At 53.6% G+C, this 17,163-nt stretch carries 15 protein-coding genes; 8 read left to right on the top strand and 7 right to left on the bottom strand.

From position 1 onward, the window contains the following. The first annotated feature begins 30 nt into the window (after positions 1 to 30). From INT21_RS09980 to INT21_RS09965, 4 genes are read left to right on the top strand one after another with little or no spacing between them, the layout of a single operon-like run. The gene (locus tag INT21_RS09980; RefSeq protein ID WP_193085124.1) at positions 31 to 1,182 is read left to right on the top strand and encodes a restriction endonuclease subunit S; all 1,152 of its coding nucleotides are present in this window, start codon (positions 31 to 33) and stop codon (positions 1,180 to 1,182) included. An 18-nt stretch (positions 1,183 to 1,200) separates the two neighbouring features. Then, positions 1,201 to 4,521, top strand: coding sequence for a type I restriction endonuclease subunit R (locus INT21_RS09975; protein ID WP_193085123.1), 3,321 nt, complete (start codon positions 1,201 to 1,203; stop codon positions 4,519 to 4,521). After that, entirely contained in the window at positions 4,518 to 5,210 is a 693-nt protein-coding gene (locus tag INT21_RS09970) for a M48 family metallopeptidase (protein WP_193085122.1), read from the top strand. The genes INT21_RS09975 and INT21_RS09970 overlap by 4 nt, the downstream gene beginning before the upstream one ends. A gap of 2 nt (positions 5,211 to 5,212) precedes the next feature. Then, positions 5,213 to 6,007 (top strand): DUF3800 domain-containing protein, encoded by a 795-nt coding sequence (locus INT21_RS09965; RefSeq protein ID WP_193085121.1) that lies wholly within the window; start codon positions 5,213 to 5,215, stop codon positions 6,005 to 6,007. Between the two features lie 248 nt (positions 6,008 to 6,255). On the opposite strand, the gene INT21_RS09960 is transcribed toward INT21_RS09965, so the two are convergent. The 3 genes from INT21_RS09960 to INT21_RS09950 form a co-directional block, all read right to left on the bottom strand. Further along, on the bottom strand, positions 6,256 to 7,467 hold the full coding sequence (locus INT21_RS09960; protein WP_193085120.1) for a helix-turn-helix domain-containing protein: 1,212 nt from the start codon (positions 7,465 to 7,467) through the stop codon (positions 6,256 to 6,258). 1 nt (position 7,468) lies between these two features. Then, a complete protein-coding gene (locus INT21_RS09955) occupies positions 7,469 to 8,167 on the bottom strand; it encodes a hypothetical protein (RefSeq protein ID WP_193085119.1) in 699 nt (232 codons plus the stop codon). Between the two features lie 129 nt (positions 8,168 to 8,296). Next, on the bottom strand, positions 8,297 to 9,175 hold the full coding sequence (locus INT21_RS09950) for a YicC/YloC family endoribonuclease (RefSeq protein WP_193085118.1): 879 nt from the start codon (positions 9,173 to 9,175) through the stop codon (positions 8,297 to 8,299). Positions 9,176 to 9,318: 143 nt separating this feature from the next. Between INT21_RS09950 and rph the strand changes: the two genes are divergently transcribed. Then, on the top strand, positions 9,319 to 10,056 hold the full coding sequence (gene rph / locus INT21_RS09945) for a ribonuclease PH (RefSeq protein ID WP_193085117.1): 738 nt from the start codon (positions 9,319 to 9,321) through the stop codon (positions 10,054 to 10,056). Between the two features lie 91 nt (positions 10,057 to 10,147). On the opposite strand, the gene INT21_RS09940 is transcribed toward rph, so the two are convergent. Continuing rightward, a complete protein-coding gene (locus tag INT21_RS09940; protein ID WP_089040159.1) occupies positions 10,148 to 10,915 on the bottom strand; it encodes an exodeoxyribonuclease III in 768 nt (255 codons plus the stop codon). 152 nt (positions 10,916 to 11,067) lie between these two features. Here INT21_RS09940 and pyrE point away from each other — a divergent pair, with 152 nt between their 5' ends. Continuing rightward, positions 11,068 to 11,733, top strand: a complete 666-nt coding sequence (gene pyrE, locus INT21_RS09935; RefSeq protein WP_083007769.1) for an orotate phosphoribosyltransferase — start codon at positions 11,068 to 11,070, stop codon at positions 11,731 to 11,733. Between the two features lie 9 nt (positions 11,734 to 11,742). On the opposite strand, the gene INT21_RS09930 is transcribed toward pyrE, so the two are convergent. Beyond that, positions 11,743 to 12,219 carry a tRNA (cytidine(34)-2'-O)-methyltransferase gene (locus INT21_RS09930; protein WP_120386011.1) on the bottom strand — a complete coding sequence of 159 codons (477 nt, stop codon included), beginning with the start codon at positions 12,217 to 12,219 and terminating at the stop codon, positions 11,743 to 11,745. Between the two features lie 96 nt (positions 12,220 to 12,315). Between INT21_RS09930 and rep the strand changes: the two genes are divergently transcribed. After that, positions 12,316 to 14,385, top strand: a complete 2,070-nt coding sequence (gene rep / locus INT21_RS09925) for a DNA helicase Rep (protein ID WP_038479809.1) — start codon at positions 12,316 to 12,318, stop codon at positions 14,383 to 14,385. Between the two features lie 82 nt (positions 14,386 to 14,467). Here rep and INT21_RS09920 read toward each other — a convergent pair whose 3' ends face one another. Both INT21_RS09920 and INT21_RS09915 read right to left on the bottom strand, forming a co-directional pair. Continuing rightward, the gene (locus tag INT21_RS09920) at positions 14,468 to 15,307 is read right to left on the bottom strand and encodes a c-type cytochrome (RefSeq protein WP_193085116.1); all 840 of its coding nucleotides are present in this window, start codon (positions 15,305 to 15,307) and stop codon (positions 14,468 to 14,470) included. Positions 15,308 to 15,530: 223 nt separating this feature from the next. Then, a complete protein-coding gene (locus tag INT21_RS09915) occupies positions 15,531 to 16,445 on the bottom strand; it encodes a GNAT family N-acetyltransferase (RefSeq protein WP_193067841.1) in 915 nt (304 codons plus the stop codon). A gap of 49 nt (positions 16,446 to 16,494) precedes the next feature. Between INT21_RS09915 and INT21_RS09910 the strand changes: the two genes are divergently transcribed. Then, positions 16,495 to 17,154, top strand: coding sequence for a response regulator transcription factor (locus INT21_RS09910; protein ID WP_089040155.1), 660 nt, complete (start codon positions 16,495 to 16,497; stop codon positions 17,152 to 17,154). Positions 17,155 to 17,163: the final 9 nt, after the last annotated feature.

Below are 17,163 nucleotides of genomic sequence, written 5' to 3'. Positions count from 1 at the left end.
ATTTCAGGGCGTGGCTGTAGGTGCCGATTTATGGGCGCTTACGTTTCTTTTGATGAAAATGACCAATTGGTGTCGGAACAAGAATATAAAGCGATAACAAAAGGGTTTAATCTTGAAAAGAATGACGTGCTTCTGACTGTTGTAGGCAGCTTGGGTCGCTCTGCTCTTTTTGAAGGTGAAAAAGTTGCTTTTCAAAGAAGCGTGGCTTTTCTAAAGCCCGACAAAAAAAATATCTCATCGCGTTTTCTTTATCATGCAATTAGGCATGAAGCCTTTCAACAGCAGTTATTAAAAAGTAGCAATGCAACTGCTCAAGCAGGTATTTATTTAGGAGAGCTGGCAAAATGTTTAATACCTAATATTAAAGCTAAAGAGCAAGATTTAATAGTCAAAATTCTCGACACCCTTGACACCCAACTCCGTCAGACCGAGGCAATTATCGCCAAGCTGCAGCAGGTCAAACAGGGCCTGCTTCAAGACCTACTTACCCGCGGCATTGACGCCAGCGGTAAGCTGCGCCCGCCCTGGGAGAAGGCACCGGAGCTATATAAGGATTCGCCGCTGGGGTGGATTCCGAAGGAGTGGGAGTGGAATTCCTTGGCAAGTAAGGTGGAATTTCCAACTGGTCAAGTCGATCCAAGGATTTTTCCATACAGAGAATGGATCTTGGTGGCTCCAGATCATATCGAATCTAAAACTGGGCGTTTGCTCAATAAATGTGATGCCACTTCTCAGAGTGCTATCTCAGGAAAATATATTTTCCAACCAGGAGACGTTATCTATAGCAAGATACGTCCTTATCTTCGAAAAGCTGTTCTCGCAAACTTTCAAGGGTTGTGCAGTGCTGATGCTTACCCATTAAGACCACTAACGGGAATAGTGCCGGAATATTTGTTGGCTGTAATTTTAGGTGAGCATTTTTCTCGGTTTGCTGAGTCAGTTTCTATGAGAAGCGGTTTCCCTAAAATAAACCGAGCTGAAATGTCAGAGTTCTCTACCGCCTGGCCTCAAGCTGAAGAACAAGAAAAAATTGCTTCTATCATAAAAGATAGTAATGAAAAATTAGCTATGGAAGAGCGGCTTTTAGAAAAACTAAAAAAACAAAAAATTGGCTTGATGGACGACCTGCTGACCGGTCGAGTCCGGGTCACCAACCTGATCGGGCAGCAACGCGCGAGCTAACCAATAAGGAGAGGCCTGATGGGGCCGGAGTTTCAACTCAGCGAACAACCGTTGATCGACCAGTTGGTAGCGATGGGCTGGATCTATTACAAGGGCAGCCTGGACGACCCTGCAGCCACCGGGCGCGGTAGCTTTGCTGAGGTGGTACAGGGCGATGTATTGCGCGAGCAGCTAAAGGCAATCAATACCCGCAAGCATGCCGATGGCTCGCGAGGCATATGGTTGGATGACGAGCGGGTGAGTGCGGCAGTGTCTGCACTAACGCGGATTGCCGCGCCTGGATTAATGGAAGCCAACCGCGTCGCTACCGAACTAATCACCGAAGGCTTCGTAGTCGATGGCTTACCTGATTGGGACGGCGGCCGTTCGCGCGCTATTCACTATATCGACTGGGACACCCCGGCAAACAACCGCTTTACAGTCATCAACCAGTACAAGGTGAAGTGCCCACCGGGCCACGATACGGCGAAGCAGCACATCATTCCTGATCTGGTACTGATGGTGAATGGTATTCCGCTGGTGGTGATCGAGTGTAAGAGCCCCAATTTGGCCGAACCTATGGCCGAGGCCATCGATCAGCTACGCCGCTACAGCGACCAGCGCTTTGCCAATGGCGAGGCGGGCGATCACGAAGGCTCGCCAGCCCTGTTCAACACTAACCAACTGTTGATGGCCACCTGCTTCGACGACTGCCGGGTGGGCACCATCGGCGCGGGCGCAAGCCACTACCTGCCCTGGAAAACAGTGGCGAGTGCGGAAAACCCGCATCAGAGTGAAACCGACGTTGCTAAGGCGCTCGACGTGACCAAGCTCTCGCCCCAGCAGCGCACCGTAGCGGGCATGCTGGCGCCCACTAGCCTGTTGGATATCGTGCGTCACTTCACGCTGTTCATGACCACCGGCGGGCAGACCATCAAGCTGGTGTGCCGTTACCAGCAGTATCGCGGCGTAGTGAAGGCCATCGACCGGCTGCGCCACGGCAAAACACGGAGCGAAGACGGCGAACACGACCGGCGCGGCGGCATCATTTGGCACACCCAGGGCTCGGGTAAATCGCTGACCATGATGTTTCTGGTACGCCGCATGCGCACCGACCCGTCACTGCGCCGCTTCAAGATTGTAGTTATCACCGACCGTATCGACCTGCAAAAGCAGCTCTCCGCGACTGCCTCGCTGAGCGGTGATCTGGTGCATGTGGCCAATAACAGTAAAGCGCTCAAGAAGATACTGCGCCAAGAGGGGCCTGGGCTGGTATTCGCGATGATCCAGCAGTATCGCGATGCCGAAAGCAAGGCCAAGGTCAGTGACTTTGACCAACTCAATACCAGTCAAGATATCCTGGTAATGGTGGATGAAGCCCACCGTACCCAAGCAGGCGACCTACACGCCAACTTGCAGGCAGGCTTGCCCAACTGCGCACGCATCGGCTTTACCGGCACGCCGATCATCATGGGCGAGAAAAAGCGTACCCACGAGATCTTTGGCGAGTTCATTGATACCTATACCATCCGCGAGTCCGAGGCGGACGGTGCCACCGTCCCGGTTCTCTACGAGGGCCGCACCGTACAGGGTGCGGTGAAGGATGGTAGCAGCCTCGACGAGTTGTTCGAGGACTTCTTTGCCGACAGGCCCCCGGAAGAGCTGGAAGCCATCAAGCAGAAGTACGCCACCAAAGGCAACGTGTTGGAGGCGACGAAGCTTATTGAGGAGAAGGCGCAGGACATGCTGCGCCACTACGTCACCCACATTCTACCTAACGGCTTTAAAGCGCAGGTGGTGGGCTACAGCCGTCTGGCAGCGGTGCGCTACAAGGCGGCCTTTGAACAAGCCCGCGACCAGCTGCTTGAAGAAGCTCACCAGCTCAGCCCTGAATTGAAAGCGCTGGATGATGAGGCACTTTTGCGCAAGACGCCAAAGCTACAGGCGCGCATTCAGGCGTGGCGCTACCGCGAGCTTTTAGCACGACTGGAGTTCGCCACCATCGTTTCCGGTAGTAATAATGATGGCTCCGAATGGCAACCTCATACCGACCGCGCTCGGCAGGATGAAGCGATCGCCCGCTTCAAAAAGCCGCTGCTGGCGAGCAGGGAAAAATACGAATCCAGAACCGACCCGTTGGCCTTTTTGATCGTCAAGTCTATGCTGCTGACCGGGTTTGATGCGCCCATCGAAGGCGTGATGTATCTCGACCGCTCAATACAGGAGGCCGAGCTGCTGCAAACGATTGCCCGCGTCAACCGCACCGGTTTCGGAAAAGCGGTGGGCATTGTGGTGGATTATTACGGCGTCGCCAATCATCTCAAAGAGGCACTGGCGGCCTATAGCGACGATGATGTCGACGGCGCGCTTCGCAGCTTGAAGGATGAGATTCCAGCACTGCGTGACCGACATATGCGCGCGGTGGATGTGCTGCGCTCAAGGGGTATTGAAGATTTACACGATGTCGAGGCCTGCGTTCAGGCGCTCGATAGTGAGCGTGTGCGCCAAGAATTCGGGGTCAAGCTCAAGGCCTTTATGCAGAGCCTTGATACGGTGCTACCACGCCCAGAGGCGCTGCCGTTTACTGCCGATGCCAAGGCGCTAGCGATGATCTATGCCCAGGCACGCCGCCGCTATCGCGACAGCACCGTGCTGGGCAAGGACATCGGCGCCAAGGTGCGAAAGTTGATCGACGACCACGTGATCTCGCTGGGCATTGATCCGAAAATCGCGCCGGTCAATCTGACCGATGCACAGTTTAGTCAGCAGTTGAATCAGGTACGCGACCAAGCCGCCAGCTACGGCCTAGATAGCGAAGAGTCAGCCAAGAAAGTCAAAAAAGCCGTTGCCTCGGAAATGGAGCACGCCATTCGCAGCCAAGTGAGCGAAAAGCTGGATGAAGACCCCGTGTACTACGGTAAGCTCAGCGAGCGGCTCAAGGAGATTCTGGATGGGCTGGCCGGGCAGTGGGACGCGCTTATTACGGCGCTTCAGGCCATCATTGACGAAGTGAATAGCGGTAGCACCCGTCACGAAGAAGGGCTGCCCGATGTACCCGAAACCTATCTGCCTTTCTATCGCATGCTACGCGAAGTTAAATGTGGCGATACCCCACCCGACCTAGCTACCCAATCCGACCTGGTTCAACTCACCGAACATTTGGTTGAGCACATTAGCCATGAGGTGAAGACGTCGAACTTTTGGGAGCCACATCGACGCTCCATGCAGGAAGCGCTTGAAGGTGAGTTGTCCGAGTTTATTTATGAGAGTGAACTGCTGGAACTGGAGCAAATCGAGCCCTTAGTGGACAAGCTGCGCGACCTCGCCAAGGCGAATAGCTATAAGCTGGAGCAGTCATGACGCTACAAGTAGATGATCTGACGATTGCCGTGCGCGAAAGCGCTCAGCGTAGAACGCTGCAACTCACGGTCGAACGCGATCAGTCCTTGGTGCTGACCACGCCACCGGACACTAACCCGCAGAGACTAGAAGCCTTCGTGCGGCGTAAACAGCCATGGATCTACAAAAAGCTGGCCGAAAAGGCGCTGATGCAGAAACAGATTCGTATCAAACGCTATGTGCAGGGTGAGGGTTTTTTATATCTTGGCCGTCATCACCGCTTGAATCTGGTAGAAGCTCAAGAGACGCCACTGAAATGGCTCAACGGGCGCTTTCATCTACGTCAGGACGCTCGGCCAGAGGCACGGCGTCACTTCATTCGCTGGTACAGCGAGCGAGGTAAACAGTGGCTATGGCAACGCGTAAAGGTCTTTTCTGCTCGGCTGGAAGTAAAACCCGCCGGTATTAAAGTGCAGGATCTGGGTTATCGCTGGGGCTCCTGTGGCAAGGGTGAGATGCTCTACTTTCACTGGAAAACCATCCTGCTTCCCGCTCGCATCGCTGAATACGTTGTTGTGCATGAATTGGTTCACCTCCATGAACCCAACCACTCCGAAGAATTCTGGCTACGGCTAGAGCGTGCCATGCCTGACTATGAAACGCGCAAACTGTGGCTAGCCGAGCACGGAATGGATGTTGAAGGGATTTAGTAATGACCAGAAGCTGTGAAGCAGTGCCGCCCACTATTGGCAAAGAGCGTAGGTTCAGTGACTTCGTCGTCTACGTCGATGAAAGCGGCGATCACGGTATGGCTAATATCGACCCCAATTATCCGGTCTTCGTGCTGGCCTTTTGTATTTTCTACAAGGGGCACTATCTGTCGAGCGTCGTGCCAGCACTGCAACAGCTGAAATTCGATTATTTCGGCCATGATTTGGTCATCCTACATGAGCACGAAATTCGCAAGGAGAAAGGCGATTTCAGGCTGTTTAAGAACAGGGCCGACAAGCAGGCTTTCATGGGACGTCTGAGCACGTTAATTGACGACAGCAACTTCATCCTCGCCTCATGCGTCATCGAAAAGCATCGATTAAGTAGTCGCGATGAGCAGGATAACCCGTACCATTTGGCGCTACGTCACTGTTTAGAGACGCTCTTTGATCTCGTCAAAGAGAAGGGTCAGGAAGATCTCGTCACCCACGTCATCGTTGAGAAACGCGGTGCAAAGGAAGACGACGAATTGGAACTGGAGTTTCGCCGTATTTGTGATGGTGATAATAAATATCAGCATGACTTACCGTTTAGCATCCGCATGGCGGCAAAAGCGAGTAACTCAGCAGGTTTACAGTTAGCAGATTTAGTAGCGCGGCCCATCGGACGACATGTCCTTAATCCAGAGCAGCCGAATCAGGCATTTGATGTGTTAAGAAGAAAATTTTACTGCGAAGGCGGACGAAAGGCAGTAGGGGATGGCTACGATCAATGGGGGCTGAAGCACTTTCCTTGATTTTTTGTATCCTCCAGACAGCGAAAAACCTCGATGAAACTCACCGAGGTTTAGACGCCGACCGGGCACTCCCAGTCCACTTGTTGGATATTTTGGATACTCTGTACACTAAAGTCAATTTTTACCGTGATTACTCAATATTTTGAATTTCATTCTGCACGCGTTCGATTAGCTCTATAACAACAGCCCAACTTCATCCGATAGAGCCATAGCGACAGAATTGAGCCATAGATTACAAACACCCATCTCTATTTTTGGAACGGCAAAACCTCTGCCCGCCGAGCTCGATCAGACCTTGCCGTATCACGCTTGAGCTTGAGAGGCACCACGTTGTCTGCAGCGTCAGGCTGAACACTTAGGTAACCTGGGCGTAAGTTACACAGCATCTCAATCGTCTCTGGCGGCAGGCCAATCTGGTGAACCAGTTCAGTTCGTTCAAAGATGCCGTTATCTACCAGAAGGTGAGCGCCTCGCATCATCAGCTTGGGTTGCTCGAAAGCCAGAGCATCATCACCTGGTTCGCCCTTCGTCCATTTACGCGCCGAGCGCCCTTTCCACAGCCTTAGCTCTAACTGATCCGTCAACAGCGATAAGTCTCGGCAGCGAACGATCATCGACGCGACCGAGACTTTCCAGCGCGACTTGAGCGAAAGCAGGTTATCCAGCGTTGGCCATACGACCTCTTGCGCAAAGCTCTCAGGCGGCATTAAAAAAGCACTGGCAAAGCGGTGTGCCTGCCCTTCTAACAGGTCATACAACTCTTTTTTAGCGTATTGCGCAGCGGGTATTTTGGAGTGCAGTACGACGTGCCCTAACTCATGCGCTGCATCAAAGCGGTTACGAATTGCATTCGCTTTGTCTTCAGCGATCAACACGTAGGGGCGACCATCCAAAACAGAGACATGGGAAACACCGTCCATTTTGACGTGCCCCAGGGTGGCGCGAGTACAAATAATCCCCGCATTTTCCATTACTTGAATCACGTTTGGGATTGGGGCAGAACCTAACTTCCAAGCCTCACGGCACTCTCTGGCAATGTCCTCTATTTCTTCATCGCTGATCAATCGGCAATCGTCCGCGTCCAGCATCGGCACATTTACTTCTGGCCACTCCATTGTATCCTGGAAGAAGTCAGAGATTTCTTGCAGCCACACCAAATATAGCTGTGATCTTTCACGTGCCTGCTTGTGAACAGAGGCTTGTGAACGAAAAAAGTAAGGTCGCTGGCTTTCCTGAACAACAGGAGGAACAGGCTTCAAAAACCACATGCGAGAGACTTGAAACACATGGCAAAGACGAGCAAATGACTCGGCCTCAGGTAGCTGGGTGCCTTTTTCCCAGGCCGAAATCGTACTGGAAGAACGACCTACCTGCTCTCCCAGTTCCGCGAGGGTCAAATTTTGAGCCATACGCAGTTGGCTCAACCGCTGGCCTTGAAAGCCATCAACCCCTGTTCTCATATCACTCGTTTCCACCTTCGTTTTGATCCCGGTTCTCTGCGCGACGCATCCTATCACGCAGGGTCGGATAGGCAATATCCACTATCTCATCACCTACTTCATTGTAGTACTGCCACAACTGGCCTACATCCATATACAAATGAAACCCTGCACTTGGATCACTGTAGGGCACCGCTAGAGTCACACAGATTGGGCTACTGTGATCACTTTCTGACCATTTTGTTGTGTGTGGCAGCAATAAAGCATGAAGAGCTTCTTGGCTGGGCCCTAAAGGTGAAGCGGATGCCTTAAAAAGATCAGGATGTTGTTTCTCCAGCCTTTCGTTTTCCCTGCTAAGATCGCGCCGGAATTTAGCATCTCGAATAGGGGGTGTCCTACCCACCGTAATAACACTAGTAGTGATTTGCATGGTACCGGCACGAATAAGTGCGTAATAGCCGCCCGCAGGCTTAGTCGCTTGGTTACTCGCTTCGAATTTTTCATCTTTTGGCAGGCTCAACAGAGCTTCCTGAACCGTAAAATGATGAGACTGAGGTCCTGGCCCTGCCAGTGGCACATGCTTATAAGTCTCTTTGAGATGGCTATCGCTCTTCTGAAAAGCCGCCTCTATGCTTTCGAGCATTTGTTGTAAGCGGTGACTAGGTAACTCCTGGCAAATAAAGCGGCACAGCTCTTCTTTGTTCAGTTCTGCTTGATTCACGAGCGACTCCTGGGCAGGACAACGATCCGGCAAAGCGGATTATAGACCTATATTTTCCTGTTAACCACTCGATAGAGACTCTCCCCCATAGCTGATACTTCCATCAAACATGAGATAAACACTACACCATCACTCAATATTCTGAATCTGCTCCCGCATCTGCTCAATCAGCACTTTCAGCTCCACCGCGCAGCGGGTTGTCTCAGCCACCACGGATTTTGACGACAGCGTATTAGCTTCGCGGTTGAGTTCCTGCATTAGGAAGTCCAGGCGGCGGCCTTTGGGGCCTTTTTGGGCGAGCTGGTGGCTCACTTCTGCTATATGCGCGGTGAGGCGGTCTAGCTCTTCATCCACGTCGGCTTTTTGTGCCACCAGTACCAGCTCGGCTTCCAGGCGTTGCGGGTCGAGTTCGGTTTTGGCGACTTCTAAGCGTTCCAGTAGTTGGGCGCGCTGGCGCTCTAAAATTTGCGGCAACAAGCTGCGCACAGTGGCGACTTGTTCACTGACAGCCGTTAGGCGAGTGGTGATCATCTCAGCGAGTTTTTCGCCTTCCCGGGCGCGGGCGTCGATCAACTCGTCTAACGCTTGGTCAAACAGGGTTTTGGCGGCGGCTTTAATGGCGTCTTGATCGAGGTGCTGGGTTTCCATAACGCCGGGGTGGTTAAGCAACGCCAGCGTGGTGGGCGGCACAGCACTGGGTACCTGTTGCTGAATGGCGGCCAGGGCATCGGCTATTTCTTTTAAGCGCTGGGCGTTAACCGCAGGGGCTTGGTTGGCTTCGGCGGCTTCAAAACGCAGACTGCACTCTACTTTGCCTCGCGCTAGGCGTGTGCGTAAGGCGTCGCGCAGCACCGGCTCCAGCTCGCGTAGAGCGTCGGGCAGGCGAAAGTGCGGTTCCAGATAGCGCTGATTCACCGAACGAATTTCCACCTGCAGGGTGCCAAACGGGGCGGCCTGCTCGGTGCGGGCAAAGGCGGTCATGCTGTGTACGTGGCGTGGGTTGGCCATTAAAGTTTCCTGTTCATCGCGCATTTAGGTCAGTCTAACCGATCTTGTGCTGGTAGATACGTCTGCCTTGAATAGGCCCATCAGTGGCGGCGTTGACGTGTACAATAGAGGGCTTTCCCACTGTTAAATTGATGTGAGGTGCTATGCGTCCTGATGTTGTTCGCCCTAGCGGTCGTGAAGCCGACCAGCTCCGTGAGATTCGCATAACCCGCGATTACACCCGCCATGCAGAAGGTTCGGTACTGGTCGAGTTTGGCGATACCAAGGTGCTGTGTAATGCGAGCGTAGAAGCGGGCGTACCACGCTGGCTGCGTGGCAAAAATCAGGGTTGGATTACCGCTGAGTACGGCATGTTGCCCCGTGCCACGCACACCCGCAGTGGCCGTGAAGCAACGCGTGGCAAGCAAGGTGGCCGGACGCTGGAAATTCAGCGCTTGATAGGCCGTAGCCTGCGCGCGTCAGTGAACTTGAAGAAGTTGGGTGAATTCACCATTACCGTGGATTGCGATGTGATCCAGGCCGACGGAGGCACTCGTACCGCGTCGATTACTGGTGGCTGTGTGGCGCTGGTGGATGCCATTCGCTACCTACAGCGCGAGAAGAAAATCAAAGGTGACCCCTTTAAACAGCTGGTTAGCGCGATTTCGGTGGGTATTTATAAAGGCGTGCCGGTACTAGATCTGGACTACCCGGAAGATAGCAAAGCTGACACCGATCTGAACGTAGTGATGACTGAAAGCGGCGAGCTGATTGAAGTCCAGGGGACTGCAGAATCGGGCGCGTTTAACCGTGCCGAGCTGAATGCGATGCTTGATCTCGCTGAGAAAGCGGGCTCTGAGCTACGCGAAAAACAGCGCGAAGCACTGGGTATTCGCGGCTAAGGCGTTACTTGGCGAATAGCTTACGCAAACAGGCCAGCTTTTAAGCTGGCCTGTTGCTGAGACGGGTAACGCGACGCGGGAAAGTGAGCGCTTACAGCGCTAAGTCATACTCAACGATCAGCGGTGCGAACTCGGAGAAGGTCGCATCGTAATCAATCCACGCGTCGACCACATGGCGACGGAAGTTGGGGCCGACCAGCTGATAGTCGATCCGCCAGCCTTCTTGGCGCTCACGGGGCACGTCTTGGTCGAGCTTTGGCCACCAGGTATATTCACCTGCGTCGCGATTAATTTCGCGGAAGGTGTCGATAAAGCCGGTTGGGCCAAGTACCTGATCCATCCAGGCACGCTCTTCAGGGCGGAAACCAGAGGTAAGCTGATTGTCCGACCAGTTGGCCAAATCAATGGTTTTATGGGCAACGTGCCAGGTACCGCAGATGATGTATTCGCGGCGTTTGCGCGACATCTTCGTCAGGTACTCTTGATACTGCTCCATAAACGCCTGTTTGGCTTTTTGATCACTTCCATCAGGCATCAAGAAGGTAGCGATGCTGAAGCGGTCATAATCCGCCTGCAGAAAGCGCCCTTCGTGATCGCACTGAGGGAACCCAAGACCGTACATAATCGCCTTGGGAATTTTGCGGCAATAAAGTGCCACACCGGAGAAACCATCTTCTTCCGCATCCAGAAAGTAGCCTTCGTAGCCTTCCGGATAGAGAATATAGTCGTCCAGTTCAAAGCTTTTTGCCTTGATGTTCTGCACGCAGATCACGTCGGCATCCTGCTGAGCCAGCCAGTCCAGGAAGCCACGGTCGACGGCATCACGTATACCATTGACATTGATGCTGGCAATTTTCATAAATCGTCCCTTTTGCGTCGCTGCTGTATGATACCCGACGTTTAGACGTTTGGGTAAATAGACAAACCAAATCTTGCTATTTAACCCCGTTTTATTGTTGCGTTTACTTAGATTCCTATTACTTACATTCCTATCGACAAGAGAAGACCACCGTGGCCACCACTCTACAACCCTATCAGCGCGATTTCATTGCCTTCGCTATTGAGCAGGGCGTGCTCAAGTTTGGCGAGTTCACGCTAAAGTCGGGGCGAGTAAGCCCTTACTTTTTTAATGCCGGCCTGTTTCAAACCGGCCGTGCCTTGGCCAAGCTAGGCCGATTTTACGCTCAAGCGATTGTCGATAGCGGCCTGCAGGCGGATGTGCTGTTTGGCCCAGCCTATAAAGGCATTCCCTTGGCAGCGGTCACCGCTGCGGCCTTAGCCGACCATCACGACCGCGATATGCCCTACGCGTTTAATCGTAAAGAAGCCAAAACCCATGGCGAAGGCGGCAATATTGTCGGCGCGCCACTGGCCGGCGATATTTTGATCATTGATGACGTCATTACGGCCGGTACGGCTATCCGTGAAGTGATGAGCCTGATTGAGCAAAGCGGTGCCCGCGCGGGCGGCGTTATTATCGCGCTAGACCGCCAAGAGCGCGGCCAGGGTGAGCAAAGCGCTATCCAGGAAGTCCAGGCTCAGTACGGTATGCCGGTTGTCAGTATTGTCACCTTAGAGCAAGTGCTTACTTACCTTGAAGAGCATGCTGGAGGCGAAATGCTGGCTTACGCCGAGGCCGTGCGCGCTTATCGCGACCGCTACGGCATCACGGGCTAGTCGCTGCATCTATCGCTCACTGCCTAATGCGCCAGCATAGCCTTGCTGGCGCCACGCCTCATAGCTGACGATGGCCACCGCATTGGAAAGGTTCAAACTACGGTTATTGGGCTGCATGGGGATGCGCAGCTTCTGTTCTTCAGGCAGCGCAGCGTGCACCTGGGGTGAAAGCCCTGCGGTTTCTGAACCGAACAGCAATACGTCACCCGGGGCGAAGGTCGCGTCACTGTGAGCACGGGTGCCTTTGGTAGTAATCGCCCATAGTGTGCGCCCCTGCATCGCCGCTTGAAACGCCGTAAAATCGGCATGGCGGGTAACATTGTTGAGATCGCGGTAATCCAGCCCGGCGCGCCGCAGCTTTTTCTCTTCGAGATCAAAGCCCAGCGGTTCAATTAAATGTAATCGGCAGCCATTGTTAGCCACCAGGCGCATAATGTTACCCGTGTTGGGTGCCATACGCGGTTCAAATAGCGCTACTTCAAACATTACCACCTGCCTATTATTAACTCATTGTGCGTTCGCCCAGCGCCGCTGATTGTAATGGAATTTGCCAAGAAACACTTGTAGAGGTCACCCTTAACCATGACGCCCCAACCGCCAAAGAGCATTCTTAGCCGCATCAAAGGGCTAAACCCGCGCCAGCAGGAAGCGGTGCGCTATATCGATGGCCCCTGTTTGGTCTTGGCGGGCGCCGGGTCTGGTAAAACCAGCGTTATTACCACCAAAATTGCCTATCTGGTGCAAGAGTGCGGCATGAGCGCGCGCAAAATAGCGGCGGTTACCTTTACCAATAAAGCCGCTAGGGAGATGAAAGAGCGCGTTGGGCAAATGCTGAAGGGCAAAGAGGGCCACGGGCTAACGGTATCGACGTTTCACAATCTGGGCCTGAATATTATCCGCGGCGAGCTGAAAACGCTGGGCTACAAGCCGGGCTTTTCGTTGTTCGACCCGGAAGATGCCAAAGCACTGCTGCGCGATTTGATGAACAAAGACGCTCAGGTAGACGCCGAGCAGATCAACGCTGTGCAAGCCAAAATATCCACGTGGAAGAATGATTTAGTGCTGCCCAGTGACGCGCTTTCGTTTGCCGCGGATGATGACGAGCACTTTGCCGCACGGGTTTATGAAGCTTATGTACGCCACTTGAAAGCCTATAACGCGGTGGATTTCGACGATCTGATTCTGCTGCCGGTGGTGCTCCTGCAACGCGACCCAGAGGCACTGGCCCGCTGGCGGAACAAAATCCACTACATGCTAGTGGATGAGTATCAGGACACTAACGTTTCCCAGTACCTGTTGGTGAAACTGCTGATGGCCGAGCGGGCGACCTTTACCGTGGTCGGCGATGACGACCAGTCGATCTACGCGTGGCGCGGCGCACGGCCTGAAAACCTAGTGACCCTTGGCGAAGACTTCCCACGCCTGAAAGTGGTTAAGCTGGAGCAGAATTACCGCTCGACCGGCACTATTTTGCGCGCGGCCAACACGTTAATTGCCAATAACCCGCACGTTTACGATAAAACCTTGTGGTCGGATATGGGCGATGGCGCGCCTATCCGGGTTATCGTCAACCGCCATGAAGAGGCGGAGTCCGAGCGGGTAGCCAGCGAAATGCTGACTCGGCGCATCAAAGAGAAGGCGGAATGGCGAGATTTTGCGGTGCTCTATCGGGGTAATTTTCAGGCACGTTTATTAGAGCTCAAGCTGCAGCATTACCAAATTCCCTACAAGCTTTCCGGTGGTACGTCGTTTTTCTCTCGCAACGAGATCAAGGACACCATGGCCTATCTGCGGCTGTTAATTAACCCCGCCGATGACAATGCCTTTTTACGCATTGTGAATGTTCCCCGCCGTGAAATCGGCCCCGGCACGCTAGAAAAGCTGGCCAACTATGCAACAGAACGCTCTATTTCGCTGTTTGCTGCCTGCCATGAGCTGGGATTAGAGCAAACGCTGCCGACTCGGGCCGTGGAGCGGCTTTCACGCTTTACGCACTTTATTGATGGTGTGCGCAAACGCATGGATCAAGACGATGCCATCGCGGCCATTCGCGACATGTTGCGCGATATGGATTACGAAGCCTGGCTGTACCAAAACGCCAGCGCCCCGACCGTCGCTGAACGGCGCATGGCCAACGTATGGATTTTGATTGATCAGCTAGAAAAGTCACTAAACCGCGACCCCGAAGATGCTGATGATTCCACGGCGACGGAAACCGATGGCGTCGAAGCTGCTATTTCGCGTTTAGTGCTTCGGGATATTCTTGAGCAACAGGCCGAAGAAGACGACTCCGATCGTGTGCAACTACTCACTATGCATGCCTCGAAAGGGCTGGAGTTTCCCCATGTGTATTTGATGGGCTTAGAGGAAGACTTGCTGCCCCACCGTAACGCTATTGAAATGGAGACGGTAGAAGAAGAGCGCCGCTTGGCTTATGTCGGCATCACCCGGGCAAGACGCACGCTAACACTCACGCTAGCCCGCCAGCGTAAAGCGTATGGTGAGCTGATGGACTGCCAGCCCAGCCGCTTTTTAGACGAACTGCCTGCTGATGATTTGGAGTGGGAGGGACGCGCCGATAAAGAAGATCCCGAGAAAAAGCAGGCGCGTGGCAAAGATGCCTTGGCAGGCATTCGCTCACTGTTAGGCTGAAGAAACAAATCATAAGCAAAAAAATATCCACAGGGGGTTTTAGCAACCCGCCTGTGGATACATCATTCAGCAACGGCAATAATTACTGTGCCTGAGACACCATGTAATCGACAACGGCCATGATCTCTTCGTCAGAGGCACTGCTACCACCGCGTGGTGGCATCACGCCTTTGCCGTTAAATACGCTTTGGTAGAGCGCATCGGTACCCTGCTCGATACGCGGGCCCCACGCTTCGGCATCGCCTAGCTTGGGCGCACCAGCGACACCGGCAGCATGGCAAGCCACACAGCCAGCACTGGCGTAAAGCGCTTCACCATCTAAACCGCTTCCACCACTTGAAGCTTCGTCTTCACTGGCAACTGCTTCTTCTTCACTAGCTGCAGCGTCAGTTGTCTCTTCACCGGCATCCTCTGTCACAGCCGTGTCGTCGCTGGCGCCCTCTTCAGTCACTTCAGCAGCCGCTTCTTCTTCACCGCCCCCTAGCTCGGGAACTTCCATGACAGGCTCAACCATGTAAGCCACCGCCGCTTCCATCTCTTCGTCGGAAAGGTTGGGGTTGCCGCCACGAGCAGGCATTGCACCAATACCGTTGATGGCATGCTCTAATAACGTGGCAAAGCCTTGCTCAGTACGTTCAGCCCATGCGGCTTCATCAGCACGCACCGGAGCGCCAGCAGCGCCGGTTTCGTGGCACGCCATACAGATATTGTTGTAAATACCTTCGCCATCGATCTCACCACCGCCACTAGCGGCGGCCGGTGCTGCTGCGGTACCACAGTCTTGGCCTTGCAAGCAAAGTTGACCTACCGGCGCTAGGCGCTCAGCGATTGCGTCACGTGCTGCGTCTTGGGCATAAGCACCGGATGTGCCTGCCATGACGCCTAGGGCCGCCAGCCCGCTCATGATCAGCTTAGATTTCACTCTCACCACCTCTTGAGTTTTGTCATAAAACGTTTTGTGCTTAACCCCTGCGCGCGGCAGCGACATCATCAACCTGCGGCAACCGAGACGCCAAGACGTGCATATCGCATTAGTATACCGAGAACGCTAAGCGTAAGAAAATGCTACTAAGCGCGGCAATTCAACCTATGCCGTACTCTGTGCTTTATTCAGCAGTTTAAAAAAGGTGCCAACGATCACCTAGTTAACACCAAGCCAGTAAACGCTGCTGAGCATAACGCGTAAACCCTGCCTGAGCATATACACGCTTTGCGGGGATATTCTGCGCATCAACGGTGAGCGTGATGTCACTGGCTCCCGCCTTGCTAGCCAACGCCTGCGCTTGTTGAATAATTGCCTTGCCCATTCCCCCGCCGCGCCACTCAGGCAACAGCCCCATCAACTGCAATGACCAGCGCTGGGTCGTATGGTTAGGCGCAAGTAATAGCACGCCGACGGTTTTCCCTTGATGCCGCACTTGATACCAGTGCTCTGGTGCCTGCGGCGCTTGGTCATAAAATCCAGCAAGCAAGGTGTCAATGGTGAGCGCTTCGCGAAGCCCTGGGCAGTCTAACGAGCCTTCACTAACGTTCGCTACCAGCGCCCGCTGTTGTGCGGGAGACAATTCAGCAAAGGGGCTTAGCGTTAGCAGGTTAGCGAGCGATTGAACGGTTTGGCACGGCCACATAAGGTGCTCCAGGGTGGCAAGTACCCGCATGTTGTGGGCGACTAGTGGCGTTTCCCAGTGGGTCACATCGTCAGATAACACCACATGACATAGCGCTATCGGCTGCTCGTTTACCCAGCCCTGCAAGGCTTTCAACAGCGCATCAGTTGCCGAATTAGGTTGCCTGGGCAGCCAAAGCTGAGCCGTTTGATTAGCCAATGGCTGTACCCAGGCGGCGGCTTCGATATGGCCCGCTTGGGTGGCTATCCAAAGGCCCTGCCAAACAGCGTCACAGCCAGCTTTTATCGTTGATAAGGCATGCTGTAATGCAGGCTGCTGCGTAGGATCATGCACCGCAGCTAAATGCAGTAATGCTTCACGCCGTTGTTCAGGTGGGCACTGCATTACTGCGCAGGCTAAGGAGCGGTGGCCGAAAGAAGAATGACGTGTCATGTTACGTTCCTGAGTAGCCCGCCGTGAATGAAAGGAGTCATCCATCGATATGCGCATTTTACTGGTTGAGGACGACCCTAGTTTGGCGTTGGGGATTCGTATGGCGCTGAAACCTGAGCACTATACGGTAGATCATTTAGCCGATGGCAATAACGCGCTTCATGCGCTTAAAAATGAACCCTTTGATGCGGTCATCCTAGACCTTGGTTTACCGACGATTGATGGAATGGAAGTGCTGCGCGCTATTCGGCAGCATGGCAGCCAACTGCCAATTTTGGTTCTGACCGCCCGCGATGCGATGGATAACCGTATTGAAGGATTGGATGCGGGTGCCGACGACTACCTCACTAAACCTTTCGAAGTAGCAGAATTAAAAGCGCGTCTGCGTGCTTTGTTGCGCCGTAGCCAAGGACAAGCCAGCGGCTTGCTCAGCTGTCGTGGGATTAGTTTGGATCCGCAGACCTTACAGGTGAGTTATCAACATCAAGTGATCACACTTTCGCGCCGTGAGCTAACGCTACTGCAGGAGTTTATGAGCCACCCAGGCCGTGTGTTCACCCGCGATACCTTAACGCGATTAGTCTACGGTTGGGAGGAGGATGTCGAAAGCAACGCTATCGAAGTGCATATCCACCATTTACGGCGAAAGCTGTTTCCTGAGGTCATCCGCACTGTGAGAGGGATCGGCTATGTCATGGATAAATCGTGATGATTAAAT

Origin of the sequence: Halomonas sp. 3F2F, assembly GCF_014897805.1 — a bacterium.
Classification (GTDB): domain Bacteria; phylum Pseudomonadota; class Gammaproteobacteria; order Pseudomonadales; family Halomonadaceae; genus Vreelandella.
This window is presented reverse-complemented; position numbering and strand designations above follow the sequence as displayed.

Coding starts and splice junctions, on each gene's coding strand:
- INT21_RS09980 (WP_193085124.1), top strand. CDS start 31: ATGGGCGCTTACGTTTCTTTTGATGAAAATGACCAATTGGTGTCGGAA.
- INT21_RS09975 (WP_193085123.1), top strand. CDS start 1,201: ATGGGGCCGGAGTTTCAACTCAGCGAACAACCGTTGATCGACCAGTTG.
- INT21_RS09970 (WP_193085122.1), top strand. CDS start 4,518: ATGACGCTACAAGTAGATGATCTGACGATTGCCGTGCGCGAAAGCGCT.
- INT21_RS09965 (WP_193085121.1), top strand. CDS start 5,213: ATGACCAGAAGCTGTGAAGCAGTGCCGCCCACTATTGGCAAAGAGCGT.
- INT21_RS09960 (WP_193085120.1), bottom strand. CDS start 7,467: ATGAGAACAGGGGTTGATGGCTTTCAAGGCCAGCGGTTGAGCCAACTG.
- INT21_RS09950 (WP_193085118.1), bottom strand. CDS start 9,175: ATGGCCAACCCACGCCACGTACACAGCATGACCGCCTTTGCCCGCACC.
- rph (WP_193085117.1), top strand. CDS start 9,319: ATGCGTCCTGATGTTGTTCGCCCTAGCGGTCGTGAAGCCGACCAGCTC.
- INT21_RS09940 (WP_089040159.1), bottom strand. CDS start 10,915: ATGAAAATTGCCAGCATCAATGTCAATGGTATACGTGATGCCGTCGAC.
- INT21_RS09930 (WP_120386011.1), bottom strand. CDS start 12,219: ATGTTTGAAGTAGCGCTATTTGAACCGCGTATGGCACCCAACACGGGT.
- rep (WP_038479809.1), top strand. CDS start 12,316: ATGACGCCCCAACCGCCAAAGAGCATTCTTAGCCGCATCAAAGGGCTA.
- INT21_RS09915 (WP_193067841.1), bottom strand. CDS start 16,445: ATGACACGTCATTCTTCTTTCGGCCACCGCTCCTTAGCCTGCGCAGTA.
- INT21_RS09910 (WP_089040155.1), top strand. CDS start 16,495: ATGCGCATTTTACTGGTTGAGGACGACCCTAGTTTGGCGTTGGGGATT.